This is a genomic window from Streptomyces sp. NPDC101165, assembly GCF_044768135.1.
Classification (GTDB): Bacteria; Actinomycetota; Actinomycetes; order Streptomycetales; family Streptomycetaceae; genus Streptomyces.
The window spans coordinates 1-21792 of sequence record NZ_JBIWPG010000031.1 but is presented as its reverse complement, the minus strand read 5'-3'; the positions used below and the strand labels follow the sequence as shown (position 1 = coordinate 21792).

General features: G+C 71.0%; 22 protein-coding genes and 1 pseudogene. 14 read left to right on the top strand and 9 right to left on the bottom strand.

From position 1 onward, the window contains the following. Window positions 1-23: 23 nt before the first annotated feature. From ACIRVH_RS42425 to ACIRVH_RS42415, 3 genes are all read left to right on the top strand, one after another. Window positions 24-1022: an MASE1 domain-containing protein gene (locus ACIRVH_RS42425; protein WP_403965319.1), complete on the top strand. Its 999-nt coding sequence runs from the start codon at window positions 24-26 to the stop codon at window positions 1020-1022. A gap of 72 nt (window positions 1023-1094) precedes the next feature. Next, window positions 1095-1568: a MarR family winged helix-turn-helix transcriptional regulator gene (locus ACIRVH_RS42420; RefSeq protein WP_403965317.1), complete on the top strand. Its 474-nt coding sequence runs from the start codon at window positions 1095-1097 to the stop codon at window positions 1566-1568. Window positions 1569-1723: 155 nt separating this feature from the next. Beyond that, on the top strand, window positions 1724-3361 hold the full coding sequence (locus ACIRVH_RS42415; protein WP_403965446.1) for an MFS transporter: 1638 nt from the start codon (window positions 1724-1726) through the stop codon (window positions 3359-3361). Here the strand turns inward: ACIRVH_RS42415 and sph are convergent. From sph to mgrA, 5 genes are all read right to left on the bottom strand, one after another. After that, complete coding sequence (gene sph / locus ACIRVH_RS42410; protein WP_403965315.1) at window positions 3334-4317, bottom strand: sphingomyelin phosphodiesterase; 984 nt, start codon at window positions 4315-4317, stop codon at window positions 3334-3336. The genes ACIRVH_RS42415 and sph overlap by 28 nt on opposite strands. Window positions 4318-4465: 148 nt before the next feature. Next, entirely contained in the window at window positions 4466-5698 is a 1233-nt protein-coding gene (locus tag ACIRVH_RS42405; protein ID WP_403965314.1) for a cation:proton antiporter, read from the bottom strand. Window positions 5699-5703: 5 nt separating this feature from the next. Then, on the bottom strand, window positions 5704-6189 hold the full coding sequence (locus tag ACIRVH_RS42400) for a cation:proton antiporter regulatory subunit (protein WP_403965312.1): 486 nt from the start codon (window positions 6187-6189) through the stop codon (window positions 5704-5706). A 113-nt stretch (window positions 6190-6302) separates the two neighbouring features. Further along, window positions 6303-6485, bottom strand: a complete 183-nt coding sequence (locus ACIRVH_RS42395; RefSeq protein WP_403965310.1) for a hypothetical protein — start codon at window positions 6483-6485, stop codon at window positions 6303-6305. 105 nt (window positions 6486-6590) lie between these two features. Then, a complete protein-coding gene (gene mgrA / locus ACIRVH_RS42390) occupies window positions 6591-7634 on the bottom strand; it encodes an L-glyceraldehyde 3-phosphate reductase (RefSeq protein ID WP_403965309.1) in 1044 nt (347 codons plus the stop codon). Between the two features lie 269 nt (window positions 7635-7903). On the opposite strand from mgrA, the gene ACIRVH_RS42385 reads away from it, so the two are divergent. Next, a complete protein-coding gene (locus ACIRVH_RS42385; RefSeq protein ID WP_403965307.1) occupies window positions 7904-8743 on the top strand; it encodes a chitosanase in 840 nt (279 codons plus the stop codon). A gap of 1 nt (window position 8744) precedes the next feature. Here ACIRVH_RS42385 and ACIRVH_RS42380 read toward each other — a convergent pair whose 3' ends face one another. Then, window positions 8745-9362, bottom strand: coding sequence for a DUF4328 domain-containing protein (locus ACIRVH_RS42380; protein ID WP_403965305.1), 618 nt, complete (start codon window positions 9360-9362; stop codon window positions 8745-8747). 197 nt (window positions 9363-9559) lie between these two features. On the opposite strand from ACIRVH_RS42380, the gene pgm reads away from it, so the two are divergent. Continuing rightward, on the top strand, window positions 9560-11200 hold the full coding sequence (gene pgm / locus ACIRVH_RS42375; RefSeq protein WP_403965303.1) for a phosphoglucomutase (alpha-D-glucose-1,6-bisphosphate-dependent): 1641 nt from the start codon (window positions 9560-9562) through the stop codon (window positions 11198-11200). A gap of 80 nt (window positions 11201-11280) precedes the next feature. On the opposite strand, the gene ACIRVH_RS42370 is transcribed toward pgm, so the two are convergent. Continuing rightward, the gene (locus ACIRVH_RS42370; protein WP_403965301.1) at window positions 11281-12186 is read right to left on the bottom strand and encodes an SGNH/GDSL hydrolase family protein; all 906 of its coding nucleotides are present in this window, start codon (window positions 12184-12186) and stop codon (window positions 11281-11283) included. A gap of 555 nt (window positions 12187-12741) precedes the next feature. On the opposite strand from ACIRVH_RS42370, the gene ACIRVH_RS42365 reads away from it, so the two are divergent. The 6 genes from ACIRVH_RS42365 (at window position 12742) to ACIRVH_RS42340 (ending at window position 18352) form a co-directional block, all read left to right on the top strand. Continuing rightward, window positions 12742-13164: a hypothetical protein gene (locus tag ACIRVH_RS42365; RefSeq protein ID WP_403965299.1), complete on the top strand. Its 423-nt coding sequence runs from the start codon at window positions 12742-12744 to the stop codon at window positions 13162-13164. Window positions 13165-13228: 64 nt separating this feature from the next. Continuing rightward, complete coding sequence (locus ACIRVH_RS42360; RefSeq protein WP_403965297.1) at window positions 13229-13885, top strand: 1,4-alpha-glucan branching protein; 657 nt, start codon at window positions 13229-13231, stop codon at window positions 13883-13885. A 78-nt stretch (window positions 13886-13963) separates the two neighbouring features. Further along, window positions 13964-14647 (top strand): YoaK family protein, encoded by a 684-nt coding sequence (locus ACIRVH_RS42355; protein ID WP_403965295.1) that lies wholly within the window; start codon window positions 13964-13966, stop codon window positions 14645-14647. A gap of 240 nt (window positions 14648-14887) precedes the next feature. Continuing rightward, window positions 14888-16750 (top strand): M1 family aminopeptidase, encoded by a 1863-nt coding sequence (locus ACIRVH_RS42350; protein ID WP_403965294.1) that lies wholly within the window; start codon window positions 14888-14890, stop codon window positions 16748-16750. Window positions 16751-16906: 156 nt separating this feature from the next. After that, the gene (locus tag ACIRVH_RS42345) at window positions 16907-17755 is read left to right on the top strand and encodes a lysozyme (RefSeq protein ID WP_403965292.1); all 849 of its coding nucleotides are present in this window, start codon (window positions 16907-16909) and stop codon (window positions 17753-17755) included. Window positions 17756-17794: 39 nt separating this feature from the next. Beyond that, a complete protein-coding gene (locus ACIRVH_RS42340) occupies window positions 17795-18352 on the top strand; it encodes a hypothetical protein (RefSeq protein ID WP_403965290.1) in 558 nt (185 codons plus the stop codon). A gap of 31 nt (window positions 18353-18383) precedes the next feature. On the opposite strand, the pseudogene ACIRVH_RS42335 reads toward ACIRVH_RS42340, so the two are convergent. Both ACIRVH_RS42335 and ACIRVH_RS42330 read right to left on the bottom strand, forming a co-directional pair. Further along, window positions 18384-18476 (bottom strand): annotated as a pseudogene (locus ACIRVH_RS42335). Between the two features lie 122 nt (window positions 18477-18598). Then, window positions 18599-19162 (bottom strand): DinB family protein, encoded by a 564-nt coding sequence (locus ACIRVH_RS42330; protein ID WP_403965288.1) that lies wholly within the window; start codon window positions 19160-19162, stop codon window positions 18599-18601. Window positions 19163-19289: 127 nt separating this feature from the next. On the opposite strand from ACIRVH_RS42330, the gene ACIRVH_RS42325 reads away from it, so the two are divergent. The 3 genes from ACIRVH_RS42325 to ACIRVH_RS42315 all read left to right on the top strand — a co-directional run bounded on the left by ACIRVH_RS42325 (window position 19290) and on the right by ACIRVH_RS42315 (window position 21680). Next, window positions 19290-20036 (top strand): hypothetical protein, encoded by a 747-nt coding sequence (locus ACIRVH_RS42325; RefSeq protein WP_403965287.1) that lies wholly within the window; start codon window positions 19290-19292, stop codon window positions 20034-20036. After that, the gene (locus tag ACIRVH_RS42320; protein WP_403965285.1) at window positions 20033-20371 is read left to right on the top strand and encodes a transcriptional regulator; all 339 of its coding nucleotides are present in this window, start codon (window positions 20033-20035) and stop codon (window positions 20369-20371) included. Before ACIRVH_RS42325 ends, ACIRVH_RS42320 begins: the two co-directional genes overlap by 4 nt. A 97-nt stretch (window positions 20372-20468) precedes the next feature. Further along, on the top strand, window positions 20469-21680 hold the full coding sequence (locus ACIRVH_RS42315) for an alpha/beta hydrolase family protein (RefSeq protein ID WP_403965283.1): 1212 nt from the start codon (window positions 20469-20471) through the stop codon (window positions 21678-21680). Window positions 21681-21792 lie beyond the last annotated feature (112 nt).

Sequence of the window (21792 nt, the reverse complement as noted above, 5' to 3'; positions counted from 1 at the left end):
GCCATCGGTGTGAGATTGCTGCTGTGGTGGGTTTCGAGGATCTGCGCCGGCCGGGCGGCTACGTCGTCCGGGTGCTGGCCGTCGCGGCCTGCTACTACGGTGCGGCGCGGCTCGGGCTGCTGCGTCGGCTCGTCGTCGAGGGCTCCGTGTTCACCCCCATCTGGCCGCCCACCGGCGTCGCCGTCGCCGCCCTGCTGATCTTCGGGCTGGGCTGCTGGCCCGGAGTCGCGCTCGGGGCACTCTTCGCCATCCTGTACCTGGCCACCCCCAGCCCCGACGTGCTGGGCTTCCTGGTCGGCAACACCGCCGCGCCCGTGTGCGCGGCGCTGCTGCTGCGCCGGGCCGGCTTCCGTATCGACCTCGGCCGGCTACGCGACGGCCTCGCCCTGGTGTTCCTCGGCGCGCTGACCGCCATGCTGATCAGCTCGACCATCGGCGTCGGCCTGCTCGTACTCACGGGCAAGCTGGCCGAGCACAGCTTCTGGGCCGTCTGGCTGGCGTGGTGGGTGGGCGACGCGATGGGCGTCCTGATCGTCACCCCGCTCCTGCTACTGCTGTTCAGGGCCCGCTGGCCGCCGCCGGTCGTGCGCTGGAAGGAGGCCACCGCACTGGCGATCGTGGCCGTCTGCGTCGTACCGCTGGCCGCCTACAGCTCGCTCAGCCTGCTCTTTCTCGTCTATCCGCTCATCATCTGGGCCGCCCTGCGCTTCGAGCTCGTGGGCAGCATGCTCTGTGCGCTGGTGACGTCCGTGCTGGCCACCGTCGCCGCGACGGACAGCGTCGGGGCGTTCGCGGGGCTGACCCGGATCGAGGTCATGGGGAAACTCCAGGCCTTCAACGGCGCGATGGCCCTCACCGCGCTGCTGCTGTCGGCCGTCATCACCGAGCAGCGCAACACCCGCCGCTCCGTCGAGCGGGCCTGCCAGGAACTGGTGCAGGTCCTGGAACACCTCACCGCGGGCGAGCCCCCGCCGCCCCACCCGCCTCCGGAACCCGACGACCGGCCGTGGCCCAAGGTGTGACCACCCCGGCCCGGCATCGATTACTCACACTTGATTGAACAGTCCAGACTGATAAACCTATTGTTAGTAATCGTGGACGTGGAGAACAGGACCGAGAACGGCACCCGCCCCCCGAACCCACCGCAGGACAACACGGCGCTCGCCGCCGCGCTGCGGCTGGCCATGGGCCGGACCGCCCGCAGGCTGCGTCAGGCTCACGCCGTCGGGGACGTGACCCTCTCCGGCGTGTCCGTGCTGTCCCGGCTGGCCACCGCCGGACCGGACTCGCCGGGCTCGCTCGCCGAACTGGAGCGCGTCCGCCCCCAGGCGATGGCCACCACGCTCGCCGGGCTCGAACAGCGCGGACTGGTCAGCCGTACCCCCGACGCAGCCGACGGACGGCGGGCCATCGTGTCGATCACCGACGCGGGCCGCACCGTGCTGGAGGAGCGCCGCTCCGAGTCCGTGGCCCGGCTCGCCCACGCCCTGGACGCGTTCACCCCGCAGGAGCGCGACGCACTGCGCGCCACGCTGCCCCTCCTCGACCGGCTGGCGGAACAGCTGTGAGCGGCCAGGCGCCGGGCAACATCCCGGGCGGGTCCGCCGAAGGCCCGCGCGGCCGGCTGCTCGCCCGCTCCGCCCGCCTCCGGGACACCCCGCCAGGACCCGGCTACAAGTGGGTCGCCCTGTCCAACACCACACTCGGCGTCCTGATCGCCACGATGGACGCCTCCATCGTGATCATCTCGCTGCCCGCGATCTTCCGCGGGATCGGCCTGGACCCGCTCGCCGCGGGCAACATCGGCTACCTGCTGTGGATGATCCTCGGCTATCTGCTGGTCTCGGCCGTGCTGGTCGTCGTCCTCGGCCGGCTCGGCGACATGTTCGGCCGGGTCCGCATCTACAACCTCGGCTTCCTGGTCTTCGCCTGCGCCTCCGTCGCGCTGTCCCTCGACCCGTTCCGGGCGGGCGCGGGCGCCCTGTGGCTGATCCTGTGGCGCATCGTGCAGGCCTTCGGCGGCTCCATGCTCACCGCCAACTCGGCCGCCATCCTGACCGACGCCTTCCCGGCCCGGCAGCGCGGCATGGCCCTCGGCATCAACCAGATCACCGCGCTCGCCGGGCAGTTCCTCGGCCTGCTCGCCGGCGGCCTGCTGGCCGCGGTCGACTGGCGTGCGGTCTTCTGGGTCAGCGTCCCGGTCAGTGTGACCGGCACGGTCTGGTCGTACCTCAGCCTGCGTGAGACCGCGGCCGGCGGACGCGGCCGGATCGACTGGCTCGGCAACTTCACCTTCGCCACGGGCGCCGGCATCCTCCTCGCCGGCATCACGTACGGCATCCAGCCCTACGGCGGCCACGCCACGGGATGGACCAACCCGTGGGTGCTCGCGGGCCTGATCGGCGGCGTCCTCCTGCTGCTCACGTTCTGTGTGGTCGAGACCCGGGTCGCCGAACCGATGTTCCGGCTGTCCCTGTTCCGGGTGCGGGCCTTCGCCGCGGGCAACGTGGCCGCCCTGCTGACCGCGATCGCCCGCGGCGGGCTGCAGTTCATGCTCATCATCTGGCTGCAGGGCATCTGGCTGCCGCTGCACGGCTACGACTTCGAGGACACCCCGCTGTGGGCCGGCATCTTCATGCTGCCGCTGACCCTCGGCTTCCTGATCGCCGGCCCGGTCTCCGGCTACCTCTCGGACCGGTTCGGTGCCCGCCTGTTCTCCACGGCCGGCCTGATCGTGGTCGCCGGCTCCTTCCTGGGCCTGCTGGCGCTCCCCGTGAACTTCGCGTACGGCCCGTTCGCCGCGCTGCTGTTCCTCAACGGCTTCGGCCAGGGCATGTTCTCCGCGCCCAACACCTCGTCCGTGATGGGCAGCGTCCCCGCCCGCTACCGTGGCGTGGCCTCCGGAATGCGGTCCACCTTCCAGAACTCGGGGACCGCCCTGTCCATCGGCGTCTTCTTCTCGCTCATGGTCTCCGGGCTGGCCTCCTCGCTGCCGTCGACGCTCAGCAGCGGACTCCAGGCACACGGGGTGCCCGCAGGCACCGCCCACGAGGCGGCCTCACTGCCCCCGGTCAGCACCCTCTTCGCGACCTTCCTGGGCAACAACCCCATCGGCCACCTGCTCGGTTCCGGTGACGCGCCGGCCCACCTGACGGCAGCCCAGCGCGCCACGCTGACCGGTCACACGTTCTTCCCGCAGCTGGTCTCCGGCCCCTTCCACCACGGCCTGACCGTCGTCTTCGGTGTCGCCGCCGGCATGGCCCTGGTCTCGGCCCTCGCCTCCGCCCTGCGCGGGGGCCACGAGCCCGTCGGCGACGACACCCCGAAGGGCTCCTATCCGGCGTACGCCCGCAAGGGGTAGTGGTCCGAGAGGTTCGTGTACGTGTACGACGTCCCCCAGCTGGTCACCGTCCAGGGCGCCGACTGCTCCTTGACGACCTCGTTGCGCCACCCCGCCGGGCGGGGGTGACCGGCGCGGGCGAGGACGTAGTCGAGTTCCTCGCGCGGGTCGTTCGGGTAGCGGTCGTGGGCGATGGAGTTCTCCTGCGTGTCGAAGGAGTAGGGGTGCCCGGTGCGCGCGTCGGCGCCGACGACACCGGCGTCGGAGAGCATGGACGCGTACTCACCGCTGCGTGAGTCGACGTTGAGGTCGCCCGCGAGCAGCACCTCCTCGTCGGCGGGGATGTTCTTGGCGTCCAGGAACGCGTCGATCGCCTTGAACTGACGGCTGCGCATCGCCGCCGCCTCACCCGCACCGCACCCGGGATCCGTGGACTGCGCGTGCGTGCCGACCACGTGCACCTTGGTGCCGTTCACGTCCAGGACGACGTACGCGAAGCCCTTGTTGGACCACCAGTCCGCGCCGCACGCATCCTTGTAGACGTACTGCTCCTTGTGCACGATCGGCCACTTGCTCAGCACGGTGACCCCGCCGTCCTCGGGTGTGGTGGACGAGTACGCGCCTCCGGTCGCGTCCCAGCCGTCCTTGCTGCGGCCCACCACCGGTGTCTGGTACGGGTATTCGGCCGAGGCCGCGCTCTTCAGCGCGTTCGAAGCGGAGTTGTCGAAGGCCTCCTGGAGGACGACCACGTCGTTGCCGTGGAAGAAGGCCGTCTTCGGGATCTCCGCGGCCCGGTGGTCCTGGCCCCAGTTCGGGTACAGGGTCTTGCTCATGAGGAAGACGTTGTACGTCAGGACCTTCAGCGCCGGTGTCTGTCCGGCTGCCGCCGCCGGCGTGGAACCGGCGAGTGCGGCCGCGGGCAGGGCGAGGGCGAGCACGGCCGCGCCGAGGGCACGGCGGGGTGCGAAGAGCGTCACTGGATCTCCCTGTGGGTGAAGGGGGTTGAGTGGCGCCGCACATCAAATCACCTGGGATTACCCATAGGTAACACCCATGCGGGCAACAGATGGCACACAGCGGAGGAGGCGGGGAGTCCGGTTGGGCGGCGACCGCGACCCCGTCGAGTCAGGGCCGCCCCACCGCGTCTTCGAGCGGCGCTTCGTCCTCGGCCGGTCCGGCGGCCGGCGTCGTACGACGGCCTCGCCGCCCGGTGAGCCGCAGGGCGAGCGGCTCGGTGTAGCGGGCGGTCAGCGGGCCGAGGACCACCAGGATGAGGACGTACGCCGTGGCCAGCGGACCGAGGTCGGAGTCGATGCCCGAGGTGACGGCGAGACCGGCGATCACGATGGAGAACTCGCCGCGCGCGACGAGGGTGCCGCCGGCCCGCCACCGGCCCTTGGCGGAGATCCCCGCCCGGCGCGCCGCCCAGTAGCCCGTCGCGATCTTGGTGAGCGTGGTGACTACGGCGAGGGCGAGTGCGGGCAGCAGCACGGGCGGGATGCTGCCCGGGTCGGTGTGCAGCCCGAAGAACACGAAGAACACCGCCGCGAACAGGTCCCGCAGGGGCGCGAGCAGATTGTGCGCGCCTTCGGCCACCTCTCCGGACAGCGCGATGCCCACCAGGAACGCGCCGACCGCCGCCGAGACCTGCAGCTGCTGGGCGACACCGGCCACCAGCAGGGTCAGCCCGAGCACGACCAGCAGCAGCTTCTCGGGGTCGTCGCTGGAGACGAAGCGGGAGATGTGCCGGCCGTAGCGCACCGCCAGCAGCAGGACCAGGCCCGCGACGCCGAGGGCGATGGCGAGCGTGGCGCTGCCCGCCGCCAGACCGGTCCCGGCCAGCAGAGCGGTGACCACCGGCAGGTAGACCGCCATCGACAGGTCCTCCAGCACGAGGATGCTGAGGATCACCGGGGTCTCCCGGTTGCCGATCCGGCCCAGGTCGCCGAGGACCTTGGCGATCACACCGGACGAGGAGATCCAGGTGATGCCGGCGAGGACGACGGCGGCGATCGGGCCCCAGCCGAGCAGCAGGGCCATGGCGGCGCCGGGCAGGGCGTTGAGGGCGGCGTCGACGAGACCGGCCGGGTACTGCGTCCGGAGGTTGGAGACGAGATCGCCGGCGGTGTACTCGAGGCCCAGCATGAGCAGCAGCAGGACCACGCCGATCTCGGCGCCGATCGCCACGAACTCCTCGCTGGCGCCGAGCGGCAGCAGTCCGGCCTCGCCGAAGGCCAGCCCGGCCAGCAGATACAGGGGGATCGGCGAGAACCTCAGGCGTGCGGCGAGCCGGCCCAGCAGTCCGAGGGCCAGGATGATCGCGCCGAACTCGATCAGGAAGACCGCGGAGGAGTGCATCCGCCTCACTCCCGGCCGAGTATCACGGCGGCCGCGTCGACGCCCTCACGGGTGCCGATCACGATCAGCGTGTCCCCACCGACCAGCCGGAAGTCGGGGCCGGGGGAGGGGATCGCCTCGGCCAGGCGCAGTACGGCCACGATCGACACGCCGGTCTCCGTGCGCATGCGGGTGTCGCCGAGCAGCCGCCCGTTCCAGTGGGACGTCGCGGACAGCCGGACCCGCTCGGCCACCAGACCCAGTTCGGTGGTGGACAGCAGGTTCGGGCTGTGGTGCGTCGGCTTCAGCGCCTCGACCAGCGCCTCCGCCTCCTCGCCGGCGAGCCGGACGGACAGCGCGCAGGCCTCGGGATCGTCACCGCGGTAGGCGCTCAGCGTTCTCGACCCGTCGTGGTGGGCCACCACCGACAGGCGGCGCCGCTCCCGGGTCGTGAGGTCGTACCGGACACCGATGCCCGGCAACGGTGTCGTGCTCGTGCGTGCGGCACTCATGGCTGCCCCCCTGCCCCACTTGAAGGTTTCTTGGTGAAACCATTACCGGAAGCCTGACCTGGCGGCGATCGGCCGTACGAAGGGTCCGGAGGGGCGGGGGGTGGCCGAGCGGCTTACGAAGCGGAGCGGAGGCCGCCCTCGCCGTCGCCCTGGTCGGGCTGGCAGGTGCGGCACAGTTCGTGATCCCCGTCGCGGGTGACGAGTGTCCCCCATCCGAGGCACTGCGTGCAGTCGCGGGCGAGACGCAGGTCGGGGTGGGGGGACGGGAAGGGGCTGTGGTGGGCTCCGTACGCCATGCGGGAAGCGGCTCCTTGAAATCGCGGGGGGTCGCGGGCCGGATTGCTTCCAGTATGTCCTATTTTTCCCTTACGTCAGTGACGGGTGTCACTGCGTGCCACTTTTCAGCCCAAATTTCCCAGCCGCGCGTCCTGCCACAGGTCCACATCGCCGTCGGTGGCGTACTTGTCGATCTCGGCCAGTTCCTCGGCGCTGAAGGCGAGGTTCTCCAGCGCGGCCACGTTCTGCTCCAGCTGCTCGACGCGGGAGGCGCCGATGACCAGCGAGGTGACCCGCTCGTCCCGCAGCGCCCAGGCCAGCGCCATCTGGGCCAGGGTCTGCCCGCGCCGGGCGGCGATGTCGTTCAGGGAGCGCAACCGCTGCCGCATGTCCTCGGTCAGCCACGCCGGGTCGAACGACGTGCCGGCCGCGGCCCGCGAGCCCTCGGGCACGCCGTCGAGGTACCGACCGGTCAGCAGGCCCTGGGCGAGTGCCGTGAACCCGATGACGCCGAAGCCCTCCTCCTCGGCAGCGTCCAGCAGGCCGTCGGTCTCGATCCAGCGGTTGACCATGCTGTACGACGGCTGGTGGATCAGCAGCGGGGTGCCCAGCTCGCGCAGGATCGCGACCGCCTGCCGGCTGCGCTCGGCGTCGTAGGAGGAGATGCCGACGTACAGGGCCTTGCCCTGGCGGACGGCCGTGTCGAGTGCGCCCATCGTCTCCTCCAGCGGCGTGCTCGCGTCCAGCCGGTGGGAGTAGAAGATGTCCACGTAGTCCAGGCCCATGCGGCGCAGGGACTGGTCGAGCGAGGCCAGCACGTACTTGCGGGAGCCGCCGCCCTGCCCGTAGGGGCCGGGCCACATGTCCCAGCCGGCCTTGGTGGAGACCACCAGCTCGTCCCGGTACGGCGCGAGGTCCTGCTTCAGCAGCCGGCCGAAGTTGATCTCGGCCGCCCCGTACGGCGGACCGTAGTTGTTCGCCAGGTCGTGGTGGGTGATCCCGAGGTCGAAGGCGCGCAGCGCGATCTCGCGCTGGGTCTCGAAGGGGCGGTCGTCGCCGAAGTTGTGCCAGTAGCCCAGGGACAGGAGCGGGAGGTCGAGTCCCGAGCGGCCGGTACGGCGGTAGCGCATGGTGCCGTTGTAGCGATCGGGGTCCGCGACGTGGTTCATCGGGTCGTCTCCGGGTGGTGCCGTAGGGGTGCCCTCCGTGTGCGAAGGGGCTCGTCCACCCTGCGCCTTCATGATTCGTAAGTCCAACCGCCGGCTCGCATGGCATTGAGCGGTCCGGTTTCTGAATCTCGCGCGGTACGGCCGTGCTGTTCGATCCTACGAACTTCTCCCGAGACGGGTTACCGGCCCTCTCCGCGTTTGATAGGAAACTTTCCTACCAGTGTCGGTACGGACCAACTTCCCACCCCCCACCCCTACTTGGAGTCCCAGTGGAGCACACAGAGCGCGAATCGGCAGTCTCCGCCCGTCTCTCCCGCCGGACAGTCGTCGCCGTCCTCGGCGCCGTCGCCTCCGGCGCCCTGCTCGGCGTCGAGCGCGTCGCGGCGGCACCGGCTGCCGCACCCGGCCTCGACGACCCGGCGAAGAAGGAGATAGCCATGCAGTTGGTCTCCAGCGCGGAGAACTCCTCCCTCGACTGGAAGGCCCAGTACAAGTACATCGAGGACATCGGCGACGGCCGTGGCTACACCGCCGGCATCATCGGTTTCTGCTCCGGCACCGGCGACATGCTCGACCTCGTCCAGCTCTACACCGACCGCAAGCCCGGCAACGTCCTGGCCAAGTACCTGCCGGCCCTGCGCCGGGTCAACGGCAGCGACTCGCACAGCGGCCTGGACCCCAACTACCCCAAGGACTGGCGCAAGGCCGCCCAGGACGCCGCCTTCCAGCAGGCGCAGAACGACGAACGCGACCGCGTCTACTTCAACCCGGCGGTCGCCCAGGGCAAGACGGACGGGCTGCGCGCCCTCGGCCAGTTCGCCTACTACGACGCCATCGTCATGCACGGCGACGGCGACGACCCCACCAGCTTCCGCAACATCCGCAAGCGGGCCCTGCGCAGCGCCAAGCCGCCGGCGCAGGGCGGCAACGAGACGACGTACCTCAACGCCTTCCTCGACGCCCGGGTGTGGGCCATGAAGCAGGAGGAGGCGCACAGCGACACCAGCAGGGTCGACACCGAACAGCGGGTCTTCCTGCGCAAGGGCAACCTCGACCTGAACACCCCGCTGGACTGGAAGGTCTACGGGGACGGCTACCACATCGGCTGATTCAGGAGAGGCGCGGCAGCTCCACGGCACCGGCCGCCGGAAGCGTCGCTTCCAGTGCCGTGGCCTGCCGTGCCGTGAGGCGCTGGATCACGGCTGTCGCCAGGGCACCCGCAGCCAGGTTCAGGGCCACGGACACGAGGAGGAGGGCGAGCGAAGTCCCGCGGCCCAGCCGGGAGCCCACGGTGACGACCAGGGCGTGCCCGACCCAGGTCGCCCACCAGATGTTCACCAGCATCCGGTCCCGCCCCTCGGGCGTTCCGGGTCCACTCGCCCGCTGCACGTCCAGGACCAGCCCGCGCGGAGCCCAGAGGTTCAGCACCGGGACCAGCCAGGCGAGCACGGCCCAGGCGGCGGATCCGCGGACGGTCCCGGGGGAGAGAAGGTCGGCGTTGCGCCGGCAGCGGCTGAACCACACCAGGAACAGCACGATCGCGGCCGTCATCACGTACACGTGCACCATCGAGGCGCGCCCCGACTCGCTCAGGGGCGTGTCCCGCGGATGAAGGAGGTGCGCTCGCACGGTCACCGACCGGTAGGCGTCCGTCGCGACAGCCGCGGCCACGGCGGCCTGGGCACAACGGGCAAGCGGCCATGGGGCCCTGACGGTGGGTGCGGACACGGTGGGCAACCTGCCTGTCGGAGGCGGCACGCGGGTGCGTGCGCGGTGGTGGTGGGGCCGGAAGATCGGCGGACCGGATCATAGGGCAGACGGCTCCGGTCCGCTCCACGCGTCGGTGGCGCACTCGCCTGCCGGACCCCTGACGAGGAAAGATGGGGCCCGAGCGATCGATCACACCGATGCGGAGGAGCGGACTCATGCCGCACGAACGAGCCGGCCGGCCGGCCGGTCCCGAGGACCTTGTCGACGTGGCCCGGCTGGTCACGGCGTACTACGCGCTGCACCCCGACCCGGCCGACCCGGCGCAACGGGTGGCGTTCGGCACCTCGGGGCACCGGGGTTCGTCCCTGGCGACCGCCTTCAACGAGGACCACATCGCCGCCACCAGCCAGGCCATCTGCGAGTACCGCGCCGCCCAGGGCGTGGACGGCCCCCTGTTCCTCGGCGCCGACACGCACGCCCTGTCCGAGCCGGCGAAGGTCACCGCCCTGGAGGTGTTCGCGGCCAACAGCGTGACCGTGCTCATCGACAGCGCGGACGGCTACACCCCCACGCCAGCGGTCTCGCACGCGATCCTCACCCACAACCGGGGCCGCAGCTCAGGCCTCGCCGACGGCGTGGTCGTCACCCCCTCGCACAACCCGCCCGCCGACGGCGGCTTCAAGTACAACCCGCCCAGCGGCGGCCCGGCGGCCTCCGAGGCGACCTCCTGGATCCAGGACCGGGCCAACCAGATCATCGCCGGCGGCCTGAAGGACGTACAGCGGCTGCCCTACACCCGGGCGCTCGCGGCCGACACGACCCAGAGGTACGACTTCCTGGGCGCCTACGTCGGCGACCTGCCGAACGTCCTCGACCTCGACGCGATCCGCGCGGCCGGCGTGCGCATCGGCGCCGACCCGCTCGGCGGAGCCTCCGTCGCCTACTGGGGCCGGATCGCCGAGGAGCACGGCATCGACCTCACCGTGGTCAACCCGCACACCGACCCGACCTGGCGGTTCATGACGCTGGACTGGGACGGCCAGATCCGCATGGACTGCTCCTCGCCGTACGCGATGGCCTCCCTCATCGAGCAGCGCGACCGCTTCCGCATCGCCACCGGCAACGACGCCGACGCCGACCGGCACGGCATCGTCACCCCCGACGCGGGCCTGATGAACCCCAACCACTACCTCGCGGTCGCCATCTCCTACCTCTACCGGCACCGCGAGCAGTGGCCCGCCGACGCGGGCGTCGGCAAGACGCTCGTCTCCTCCACGATGATCGACCGCGTCGCCGCCGACCTGAAGCGTCAACTGGTCGAGGTGCCCGTCGGGTTCAAGTGGTTCGTGGACGGACTGGCCGGCGGCACCATCGGGTTCGGCGGCGAGGAGTCGGCCGGCGCGTCCTTCCTGCGCCGCGACGGCTCGGTGTGGACCACCGACAAGGACGGCATCCTCCTCGCCCTGCTGGCCTCCGAGATCACGGCGGTCACGGACAGGACGCCGTCCGAGCACTACGCCGACCTGACCGCCCGCTTCGGCGAACCCGCCTACGCCCGCATCGACGCCCCCGCCACCCGCGAGCAGAAGGCGCTGCTGGCGAAGCTGTCCCCGGCCCAGGTCACCGCCGACACCCTCGCCGGAGAGGCGGTCACCGGCGTCCTCACCGAGGCACCGGGCAACGGCGCCGCCATCGGCGGCATCAAGGTCACCACCGCCAACGCCTGGTTCGCGGCCCGCCCTTCGGGCACCGAGGACGTCTACAAGGTCTACGCCGAGTCGTTCCTCGGCCCCGATCACCTCGCCCGGGTGCAGGAGGAGGCCAAGGGCGTGGTCCTGGCCGCGCTCGGCGGCTGAGCCCCCAGGGCCGTACGACGACGGTACGACGGCCTCCGCGCCCGGTGCGACCGGTGCGCGGAGGCCGTCACCGCGTCTGCTCAGCCGTGTCCGCGACCCCGCTCCAGTTTGTCCAGCACGGCCTGTGCCATGGCGGCCTCGCCCTTGGCGTTGGGGTGTGCGGGGGCCGCGGGCGAGGCCGGCTGCAGCGGCTCGATCCAGCGGTCCGCGGGCGCCTTGCACATGTCGTGGCCGACCGTGGGACCGTAGGTGTCGACGTACTCGGCCCGGTTCCACGCGGCGACCAGGCGCAGCATCAGGTTCAGCCGCTTCTCGGTGTCCCGCAGATAGGGGAAGTCCTGCTGCGCGAACGGCACCGTGGGGAAGCAGCCGCTGCCGTCGTCCGGGAGCAGGTCCGGATAGCCGACCAGGACCACCCGCGCGTGCGGGGCCCGGGCGTGCACGGCCCGCAGCACCCGGTCGATCTTCGGCGCGGTCTCCACAACGGTGAGCGCCAACTGGTCGTAGCCCCCGGCCTTGTACGAGCGCTCGCAGGGGTTGCCCGACGGGTCCTGGGCGCCGAGGCGGGCACAGGTGCCGATGATCGAGCCGAAGCCGACGTCGTTGCCGCCGATCTGCACCGTCACCAGGTCGGTGTCCCGTCCCAGTGCGTCGAACTGGGGGGCGTTGGTGCCCTGCGGCTTCCACATCTCGTTCGTCGTGGCCCCGGCACAGCTCACGTCCTTGAACACGGTCGCCTCGCGCTGCGCCGCCACGAGCGAGGGGTAGTTGTGGTCGGAGCGGGCGCAGTTGGCGTCCGTCTGCCGAGGGATGAGCGGGCCCGAGGTGTAGGAGTCCCCGAGGGAGACATAGGTGAGATCGTGGCCGTGCGCCGCCGCGGGCACCGTCGACGCGGCGACGAGGGCGCAGCCCCCCAGCGCCGCCCCCAGCACGGCGGTTCGCCGCCGGCCTCTCGCCCCGCCCGTCACATGCGTGTCGTTCGCCATGGATTTCCTCCCCCTGAGGCCGTGACATCGCACGGCTCCGCCGTGCAGAGCGGTCCGCGCGTTCAACTGGGTCTGTATACCGTCCGGTAGGTCTCACGGACCAGAAGCGGGAAGCAACATTCGTGCCGGGCAGGGGGGTGGGTGCGGCGTAGCCGCGGCGGCCGGAAAGCGGTGTCTGGCAAAGAATCGACCCAGTACACAAACGGTGGCCCGCATTCCGTGCGCTCGGGGAGGAGTTGTAGCCGCCAACATCGTCCGGCCCCACCACCGTTCCGCCGACCCTCGCGGGCCCCTCGGATTACCCGGCCACGCCGTGCACGTATACGACCTGTGACGTACCGTCACAGGTGATGAGACGCCTCGGTCTCACCGCCGTCCTCGCGTTCGTCCTCGCCCTCTTCGGTCTCGCGCCGACCGCCGGCGCCGACCCCGCGCCGGCCGCGCTGACCTTCGGTACCGACAGCGCCACCGGGCGCTCCGCGCGGCAGGCGCCCGTCTGCTCGGGTACGTCGACACCGACTACGGGTCCGGGACCGTGCCGAGGTCGTCGAGGACGTGCGCAGGCACCAGGAGTGGTACGCGGTCGAGGGCTGCTTCCTCGACCGCGTCACCGCGACCGCGGAGGGCCTGCCGGCCTGTCGGCGTCTGGTCCGGGAGCTACGACGCCTCGGCGCGGGGACTGTCGTTCTCAACCTGGGCGTCCACCCGGCCTCCGGCTACATCCGGCTCGCCGACCTGACCGTCACCTTCGAGGGCCCCTGGTCCACGTACGTCTCCGGGTTCACCCGGCCCGTGTGGACGGCACGCCACTCGCCCGAACGGGTTCTGCCATCTCGTCCACTGGTACCCGAGGCCCTGGTCCCGCTCGCCGTCCGCACCGCGCACGAGCGCGGCGCGGCGGTCTGCGGACCGGTCACGGGCGAACCGCCCAACCCCTGGTCCGAGTTGACTCCCGCGCTGACCGGGGCGCGGAAGTGACCAGCTCAGCCGGTGTGGAAAGCTTCGAGGGTCCGTAACAGCCCGACGGAGGAGAACCACCGGCATGGCCGTCATCCACCACACCACCATCACGCCGACCAAGGTCGAACTCCTCACCACCTGGCTGCCCACCCGGCCCTGGTACCGCGGCGGTCCGGACGCCCCCGTGCTGACGAAGTCCGGTGGTTTCCGGCTGGACGACCCGAAGGGCGAGGTCGGCATCGAGTTCATGGTGGCCACCGACACCTCCACGCCCGAGCCGACCGCCTACCTGCTCCCGCTCACCTATCGCGGCGCGCCGCTGGAGGGGGCGGAGCAGGCGCTCGTCGGCACGATGGAGCACGGCGTGCTGGGCAAGCGCTGGGCCTACGACGGCTGCCACGACCCGGTGCTGGTCACCGAACTGCTCGCGCTGATCGAGGGCAAGGCGCAGGCGATGGCCCAGAGCATCAGCGACACCCCGGACAGCGAGGTGACCCGCTCCTACGAGGGCGAGCCGTTCTCCCCGCAGGACTTCACGCCCCGGCCCACCGACGACGAGCAGGGCACCCAGTTCCCCGCACCGCACGGCACGACCCTCCGTCTCCACCGCGTCCTGCAGCCCGTCCCCGAGAACCCGCCGCTGCCCGCGCAGGGAGTGCTCGGCCATGTCGCGAGCGGCTGGCCGGGACCGGACGGCACCCGGCTGCGGGCGGTGTTCATGGTCCTGGACGCCCGCTGATCTCCCACCGCCCCGGGGGGAGATCGACATGCCGGGAGCCGGCGGCCGGGATGTAGTGGGGCGGAGGAAGGTGAGCCCATGCCCGGACGACCCGGCCGCCCCGATCCGCTCCCGAAGGCGCTCCTCGTCGTGACCGCCGCCACGGGCATGGTCGACGCGGTGGCCTACCTGGGCCTCGGGCAGGTCTTCACCGCCTTCATGACCGGCAACATCCTCTTCCTCGGTTTCTCCCTCGCCGGCGCGGAAGGGCTGTCGCCGATCGGATCCGGTACGGCGCTCATGGCGTTCAGCGTGGGCGCGGTCGCCGGCAGCCGTCTCGGCGCCGCCACGTCCGAGCGCCGCCGCCGCTGGCTGCTCACCTCGGCCGCCGTCGCGGCCACTCTTCTCGTGGCCGCGGCACTGACCGCGATCGGCCTGCGCCCCGTCGGTCAGGACCCGGAACCGCGCCACTACGCCGTGACCGCGCTGACCGCCCTGGCGATGGGGCTGCGCAGCGCGACGATGTGGCGCCTCGGAGCGGTCCTGAACACGACGCTCGTCACCGGCACCCTCGTCACGCTGATCAGGCGGTCGCCCCTGGGCGGCGGGACCGGGGACGGCGCCCAGCGCTACCGCGCCGCCGGACTGCCGGCGATCCTGGTGGGCGCGGTCGCCGGCGCCCTGCTGCTGCGGGTGAGCATCACCGTGACCCTGCTGCTCGCCGCGGCGGGCGTGTTCGCCGGCATCGGGGGATACGTGGCGCATCCGGCGTCGCGGTCCTGACCCGCACCGCACCGCCTCAGGTCATCAGGAGCACCGCCCCCCACTTTCTGTGGCCTTCTGGCATGCCCTGGTCAAATCTGTCACTCTTTCGGCAGTCCTCGCCCTGACCCCATGAGGGCGCGGCGCATCACCCCGCACAGCGATCGCGCAACCCCAACCCCGCGGCCGCCCCGGCGCACCCCAGCCGGCCGGGCGGCCATCGAGCAGGCCGGAATCCCGGCCGCCGCAAAGGAGTAGCGTGTGAGATCGACCCCCCACAAGACCCTCGGCGCCGGTGCCTTCACCGCCGCCGCGCTGGTCGCCCTCTCCCTCCCCGTCACCCCCGCCGCCGCCCAGCCCGCCGGTCAACCGGCGGCCGCCGCCTGCACTCCGGCGCAGACGGTCACCAACGGCGGCTTCGAGAGCGGTACCTCGCCCTGGACCCAGTCCTCGTCCGGCGTGATCACCAGCCGCACCGGTGAGAGCGCCCACGGCGGCTCCTCCTTCGCCTGGCTGAACGGTGTGGGCAGCACCCACACCGACACGCTCTCCCAGAGCGTCACCATCCCGAGCGGGTGCAGCTCCGCCACCCTCACCTTCTGGCTGCACATCGACACCGACGAGACGACCTCGTCCATCGCGTACGACAAGCTGACGGCCAAGATCGGCAGCACCACGCTGGCGACCTACTCGAACCTCGACGACAACACCGGCTACGTGCAGAAGTCGTTCGACGTGTCGTCGTTCGCGGGCCAGACCGTGAACGTGTCCTTCACCGGAACGGAGGACTCCAGCCTCCAGACGAGCTTCGTCCTGGACGACGTCGCCCTCGCCACCTCCGGCGACACCACCCCGCCCCCGGCGGACTCGACCCGCACCCCGGCCGCACCCTCCTACACCGTCAGCCTCAGCAGCGACACGAGCGGCACCGTCTGGAACGGGCACGAGAGCGTGTCCTTCACCAACGCCTCCGCCACCGCGCTCAGCGAGGTGTACCTGAGGCTGTGGGACAACTACCACGGCACCTGCTCGGCGATGCCCATCACGGTCACCAACGTCACCGGCGGCACCGCGGGCGCCCTCTCGGTCGACTGCACGGCCCTGAAGGTCACCCTGCCTACGCCGCTGAACCAGGGCCAGACCGCCACCGTCGGCTTCGACCTGGGCATCACCGTGCCCAGCGGCGCCGACCGGTTCGGCCATGACGGCGCCTTCAGCTTCATCGGCAACGCCCTGCCCGTCCTCGCGGTCCGCGACAGCGCGGGCTGGCACCTGGACCCGTACACCAACAACGGCGAGTCCTTCTACTCCCTGGCCGCCGACTTCAAGGTGACCCTCGACCACCCCAGCACCCTGCTGGTCCCGGCCACCGGCACCTCCACCGACACCCCCGGCTCCAGCGGCCGTACGGTCACCACCGCCACCGCGTCCAAGGTCCGTGACTTCGCCTGGGGCGCCGGGCCCTTCACCAAGATCTCCGGCACCTCGCCGGGCGGCGTCCCGGTGAACATCTACTCCGTCTCGGGGATCAGCTCCTCCAGCGCCCAGTCGATGCTCAGCACCGCCAAGACCGCCGTCGACGCCCACGCGGCACGCTTCGGCGCCTACCCGTACGGTGAGCTGGACGCGGTCATCGACAACAACTACTGGTTCGGCGGAATGGAGTACCCCGGATTCGTCCTCGACCTGGTCAGCACCACGGCGCTCACCCATGAGATCGGCCACCAGTGGTGGTACGGCATCGTCGGCGACGACGAGTACAACAGCCCGTGGCTGGACGAGGCCTTCACCGACTACGCCACCGACCTGGCCCTCGGCAAGACCGGCAGCAACTGCTGGAGCAGCGTCTCCTGGGCCTCCAGCGCCGAGAAGATCACCAACTCGATGGCCTACTGGGACGCGCACTCGTCCCGGTACTCCACCGTGGTCTACGGCTACGGCAAGTGCGCCCTGCACGACCTGCGGCGCGTCCTCGGCGACACGGCCATGACCAAGCTGCTGAAGGACTACGCGGCCGCGCACTGGTACGGCGTCTCGACCACCGCCGAGTTCAAGGCGGCCGCCCAGGCCGCCACCAGCACCGACCTGACCTCCTTCTGGACCCAGCACCGCATCGACGGCTGACCGGACCGGAGCGGCCGGTCATGGGCGGCGCCGTGCCCGGCGTCGCCCATGACCATGCGGGTATGACCGCCCGGCCACTCACTTGGCGTAAATACCCGGCCGATATGGCGTAGTTGGTCGGGATCCGGAGTGCGGGGCGGTCCGCCTGCAGGTCTGATGGATCCCGTGACGAGCCTTATAGCCCGAAATAGCCGCCGCTCACGCTGGTCCGTGGCCAGCGCTCTGACCGGCCTCCTGCTGACCCTGTCGATCCCCGCGGCCGTGCCCTCGGCGGCCGAGTCCACCGTCGAGCGCGGCAGCGCCTACATGGGCATGGGGGTACTCGCCCACGACGGCGAAGCCGCCACCGACGACGGCCCCGTGTCGATCCCCCGGGTGACCCAGACCGAGGGTGTGGACGTCGCCAGCTACCAGGGCGACGTCGCCTGGAGCACCCTGTGGAACAGTGGCGTGCGCTGGGCCTACACCAAGGGCACGGAGGGCACGTACTACACGAACACCTACTTCAGCCAGCAGTACGGCGGCGCCTACGACGCCGGCCTGATCCGCGGCGCCTACCACTTCGCGACCCCGGACACCACCGGCGGCGCCGCCCAGGCCGACTACTTCGTCGACCAGGGCGGCGGCTGGTCCAAGGACGGCAAGACCCTGCCCGGCGCGCTCGACATCGAGTGGAACCCGTACGGCGACGCCTGCTACGGCAAGTCCCAGAGCGGGATGGTCAGCTGGATCCGCGACTTCCTGGACCGCTACAAGGCCCGCACCGGCCGCGCCGCCGTCATCTACACCGCCACCAGCTGGTGGAGCGACTGCACCGGCAACTACGCGGGCTTCGCTGCCACCAACCCGCTCTGGGTCGCCCGGTACGCCTCGTCGGCGGGGACGCTGCCGGCCGGCTGGTCGTCGTACACGATGTGGCAGTACACCTCTTCCGGCCCGACCGTCGGGGACCACGACAGGTTCAACGGATCCCTGGACAAGGTGAAGAGTTTCGCCGGCGGCTGATGCGCCGTCGGCAGTGCTCAGGCGGCCGAGCCATGGAGTGTGGTCCGCCGGCACCCCCGCCCGCACCAGAGCCTCGGCTATGGTGCGGGCGGCGTCGTCCGGCAGGTCCTCGTCGCCGAGCGCGGGCAGCAGCATCAGCAGCCGGGCGTGCACGTCGTGGAGGCCGGGGGCGTCCGTGTCCGGGGTGCGCGCCATGTGCGCCAGTTCCCGCCAGGCCAGGCCCGGGCCGGCCTGGTGTCCGTCCAGGGTGGCCAGGAAACCGTACCGGTTCCACTCCGGATGGACGACGAAGTAGTCGGTGCCGGCCACGTCCGGGACGTTACGGCCCACCACCACGGCCGTGTGCCCGTCCCCGAACGGCACCCGGAACGCCGACCACCGCTCCTCGTCCGCGAGCGCGTCGAAGGCCGCGTCGACATCGGCGGGGTCCGCTCCGAACCACTCCGGACCCGGGTCGCCGTGCTCCTCGTCGCCCCCGCACAGGAACATCAGGTAGGCGGCCCAGAAGCCCGGCAGGTCCAACAGGTCCTCCCCGGCGACGACCGGGCCCTCGTATCCGTCGATCACCATGCGGACAAGCCTGCCGGTCACCACTGACTACGGCCGTCCCGCCCTCGTTCGAGCCGAGCGGAGAGGGCAGGATTTGAACCTGCGCGGGCCGTGAGGCCCGACCTCGAGACGTGCTCGCCGGTCCCCGATAAGCCACTCCGGGCACCTCTCCTCGCTCCCGGCCCGGTCTCCCGTGCCGTTCACGAGAACAACAGTGACAGGGACCGCTGACGGCGCGCTGACACGCCGGGCCGGGATCGGTCTGCCGTCAGGTCACGTCCGAGGCGGCCCTGGTCACTGGCCCACTCGTCCGTCGACGCACTCGCGCAACAGGTCGGCGTGCCCGCAGTGCCGGGCGTACTCCTCGATCCTGTGCACCAGCAGCTCCCGGACCGAGATCCCGTCCTTCCCCACCCGCTCGCCCAGGTCCGGGTGCTCGGCCAGCGCGGCGTCGGTCGCGGCCTGCTCGCGCTCCAGATCGGCGTACGCGGCGTCGACCACGGCCTGCTCGGCGACGGCTCCGGCGAAGTCCCCGTCACGCACGCCGTACAGCTTCGGCAGCGGGTCGCCGTCGGTGATCCAGTTGCGCCAGTCCCGCTCCACCTCGGCGAGGTGCCGCACCAGGCCGAGCAGCGACATCGTGGACGGCGGAACCGACCTCCGGGCCAGCTGCTCCGCTTCCAGGCCCTCGCACTTCATCCGCAGGGTCAGGCGGTAGTTCGTCAGGTAGTCCTGCAGCGTCGCCAACTCGCCGTCCGGAACGGGTCCTTCGCGGGGGTCGTCGTCCGGGTCGGCCCACATGTCGGGGTAGACGGTTGCCTGGGTCCACCGCGCGGGTTCGTCACTCATGGGTCGCATGGTCGTCCGAGAGGGCCTGGCCTCGCCACCGAGTTATCGCTCGAGTCGTCGCTTCGAGGTGCCGCCTTCGCTTGTCGTCCGTAACGGGTTTCTTGTCATAACTGGTTTGTGATGCAAAGCTGACTACATGACAGATGCTTCGGTGCCGTCATCGGGCACTCCTCACGAAGTCCTCGCCAACCTGGGCGAGTTGACCCGCAAGGTCCGCACCGCCCAGCGCGGCGCCTGGTTCCCCCTTCTGCTGCTCGGCGCGCTCACGCTGGGCGGAATCCTGGTCAGCCGCTTCACCTTCAAGGTCGGGACCGTTCCCTGCCCGGCGAACGCCCCCGCGACAGGCGGCGGTTGCACCGTGATCACGCAGGGCTCGCCGGTCTACTGGCCTCTCGGACTCGCCCTCGCCTACACCGCGACGGCGTTCTTCTACATCCGCCGCTCCCGCAACCGCGGAGTCGGCACTCCGGTCCGGCCGTACATCCTCACCGGGATCGCCCTGGTCGGCCTGGTGACCGCCATCGAGATCTGGAGCATCCGTCAGGGGATGCCCCGGCCCGGCGCCCCGGTCGACCTGTTGGGCCTGCGGCTCGATCCCACCTCCGGGGTGACGAAGTTCCTCGTCCGACTCACCGGGAGCCCCGCAACCGTCGGGCTGCCGCTGCTGGTGCTGTCCTGGGTGGAACGCAGCCGCACCCTTCTGCTGCTCACCGTGATGTACCTGGCCGTCCTGCTGGTGCCGCTCACCGACGGCTGGGCGGGGATCCCCTTCACCTCGCACTGGTCCGCCCTGCCCCACTTCGGCGTCCCCGGTGTGCTGCTCCTGCTCGGCGCCCTCGGTTTCGGCCTGGCCGAGCTGTTCCGCCGGCGCGACGTCTCATGACCACCGAGCCCGATCGGCACCCGGTCAACAGCCTCGACGACGTCGTTCACCAGCGCGTGCGCCTCGGCATCCTCACCGTCGCCCACCAGGCACGCCGGGTCGAGTTCGGCTTCCTGCGCACGGCCCTCGGTCTCACCGCCGGAAACCTCAGCCAGCACCTGGCCGTTCTGGAGAAGGCCGGACTGATCCACATCGAGAAGGGCTACGAGGGCAAACGCGCCCGCACCTGGCTCTCCCTCACCTCCGACGGCGACCGTGCGCTGAAGGACGAGGTCACCCAGCTCAAGCGACTCATCCACGAGATCGAACAAGGCGGTTCAGCGCAGGAGTCCTAGCCCGGACCCAGGGGAAGCGCGGCCGTCACGATCGACTCCCGTCGCAACTCGGCGAGACAGCATGCCGAACACCGTCCAAGAAACCTGGGGAGGGTACGTGACCATCAAACCGGTCACCGCAAAGAAGGACATGACACGCCGTCGCATGCTCGGAGCGGCGCTGGCCGTCGGTGCCGGGCTCGCCGTACCCGTCGGCGCCGCAGGTCGGACGTGGGCGGCTGCGACCGCCCCCGGACCGGTGCAGCCCACGCTCCCGGCGCCCACCGGACCGCACCCCGTCGGCACGGTACCCCTGCACCTCGTCGACGCCTCACGCCCGGATCCCGTGGCCGGCCCCGGGCATCACCGGGAGTTGATGGCGAGCGTCTGGTACCCCGCCCGTGACGTCCACCGGTATCCGCTCACTCCCTGGACGTCCCCCGCCGTGCTGCGCGCACTGCTCACGTCCGCGGAGCTCCCGGCGGACCGTGTGGTGCCGCCGCTCACGGCCGGGCACCGGAGCGCCCCGGTGCTGCGAACCGGCCGACGGTTGCCCGTCGTCGTCTTCTCGCACGGCGCGCACGATCACCGTGCGGACACCACCATCGCGGTCCAGGAGCTGGCCGGCCACGGGTATGTGGTGGTCACGGTGGATCACACGTACGACGCGTTCAGCGAGTTCCCCGACGGCCGGCTCACCGTCCCTGTCGACGACCCGAAATACTGGCTGGGACCCCGGGACTACGCCAGGGACATCCATTTCGTGCTCGACTGCGTCGAGGACCTCGCCGCCGGGCGCAACCCCGACGCCGGCCGGCGGCCGCTGCCGGAGGGTCTGCTCCACGCCCTCGACCGGCATCGCATCGGCATGTTCGGCTGGTCGAAGGGCGGGACGGCGACCGCATGGGTCATGAGCCAGGACCAGCGCGTCCGGGCGGGGTTCAGCATCGACGGCCCGATGGAGCCCCTGGTCACGATCGACCTGGACCGGCCGTTCATGCTGATGACGGCCGAGTTCCCCCGGGCCACGCAGCCGAGCGTCGCCGAGTTCTGGTCGCACCTGCGGGGCTGGCGGCTCAACGTCCGGGCGGAGGGGGCAGTTCACTCGTCGTACTGTGACGTCCAGTTCCTGATCCCCCAGCTGGCACCAGCCCTCGGGATGAGCGACGAGGACCTCAAGGGCTGGATCGGCACCCTCGATCCCGCCCGGGCGGTACGGATCCAGCAGGCCTACCCGCTCGCGTTCTTCGACCTGCACCTGCGGCACCACCGGCAACACCTGCTGGACGGCCCGAGTCCGGCCTTCCCGGAGGTGACGTTCATTCCGTGAAGTGGCGGACCCGGCTGAGAGGTCGTTTTCGCCCGTTGTTTCATCCCGGAATCTGTCGTTTGGTCTGCGGTGTCGGGTCGCGCCAGGAGATGGTGTTCTCGCTGGTGAGACG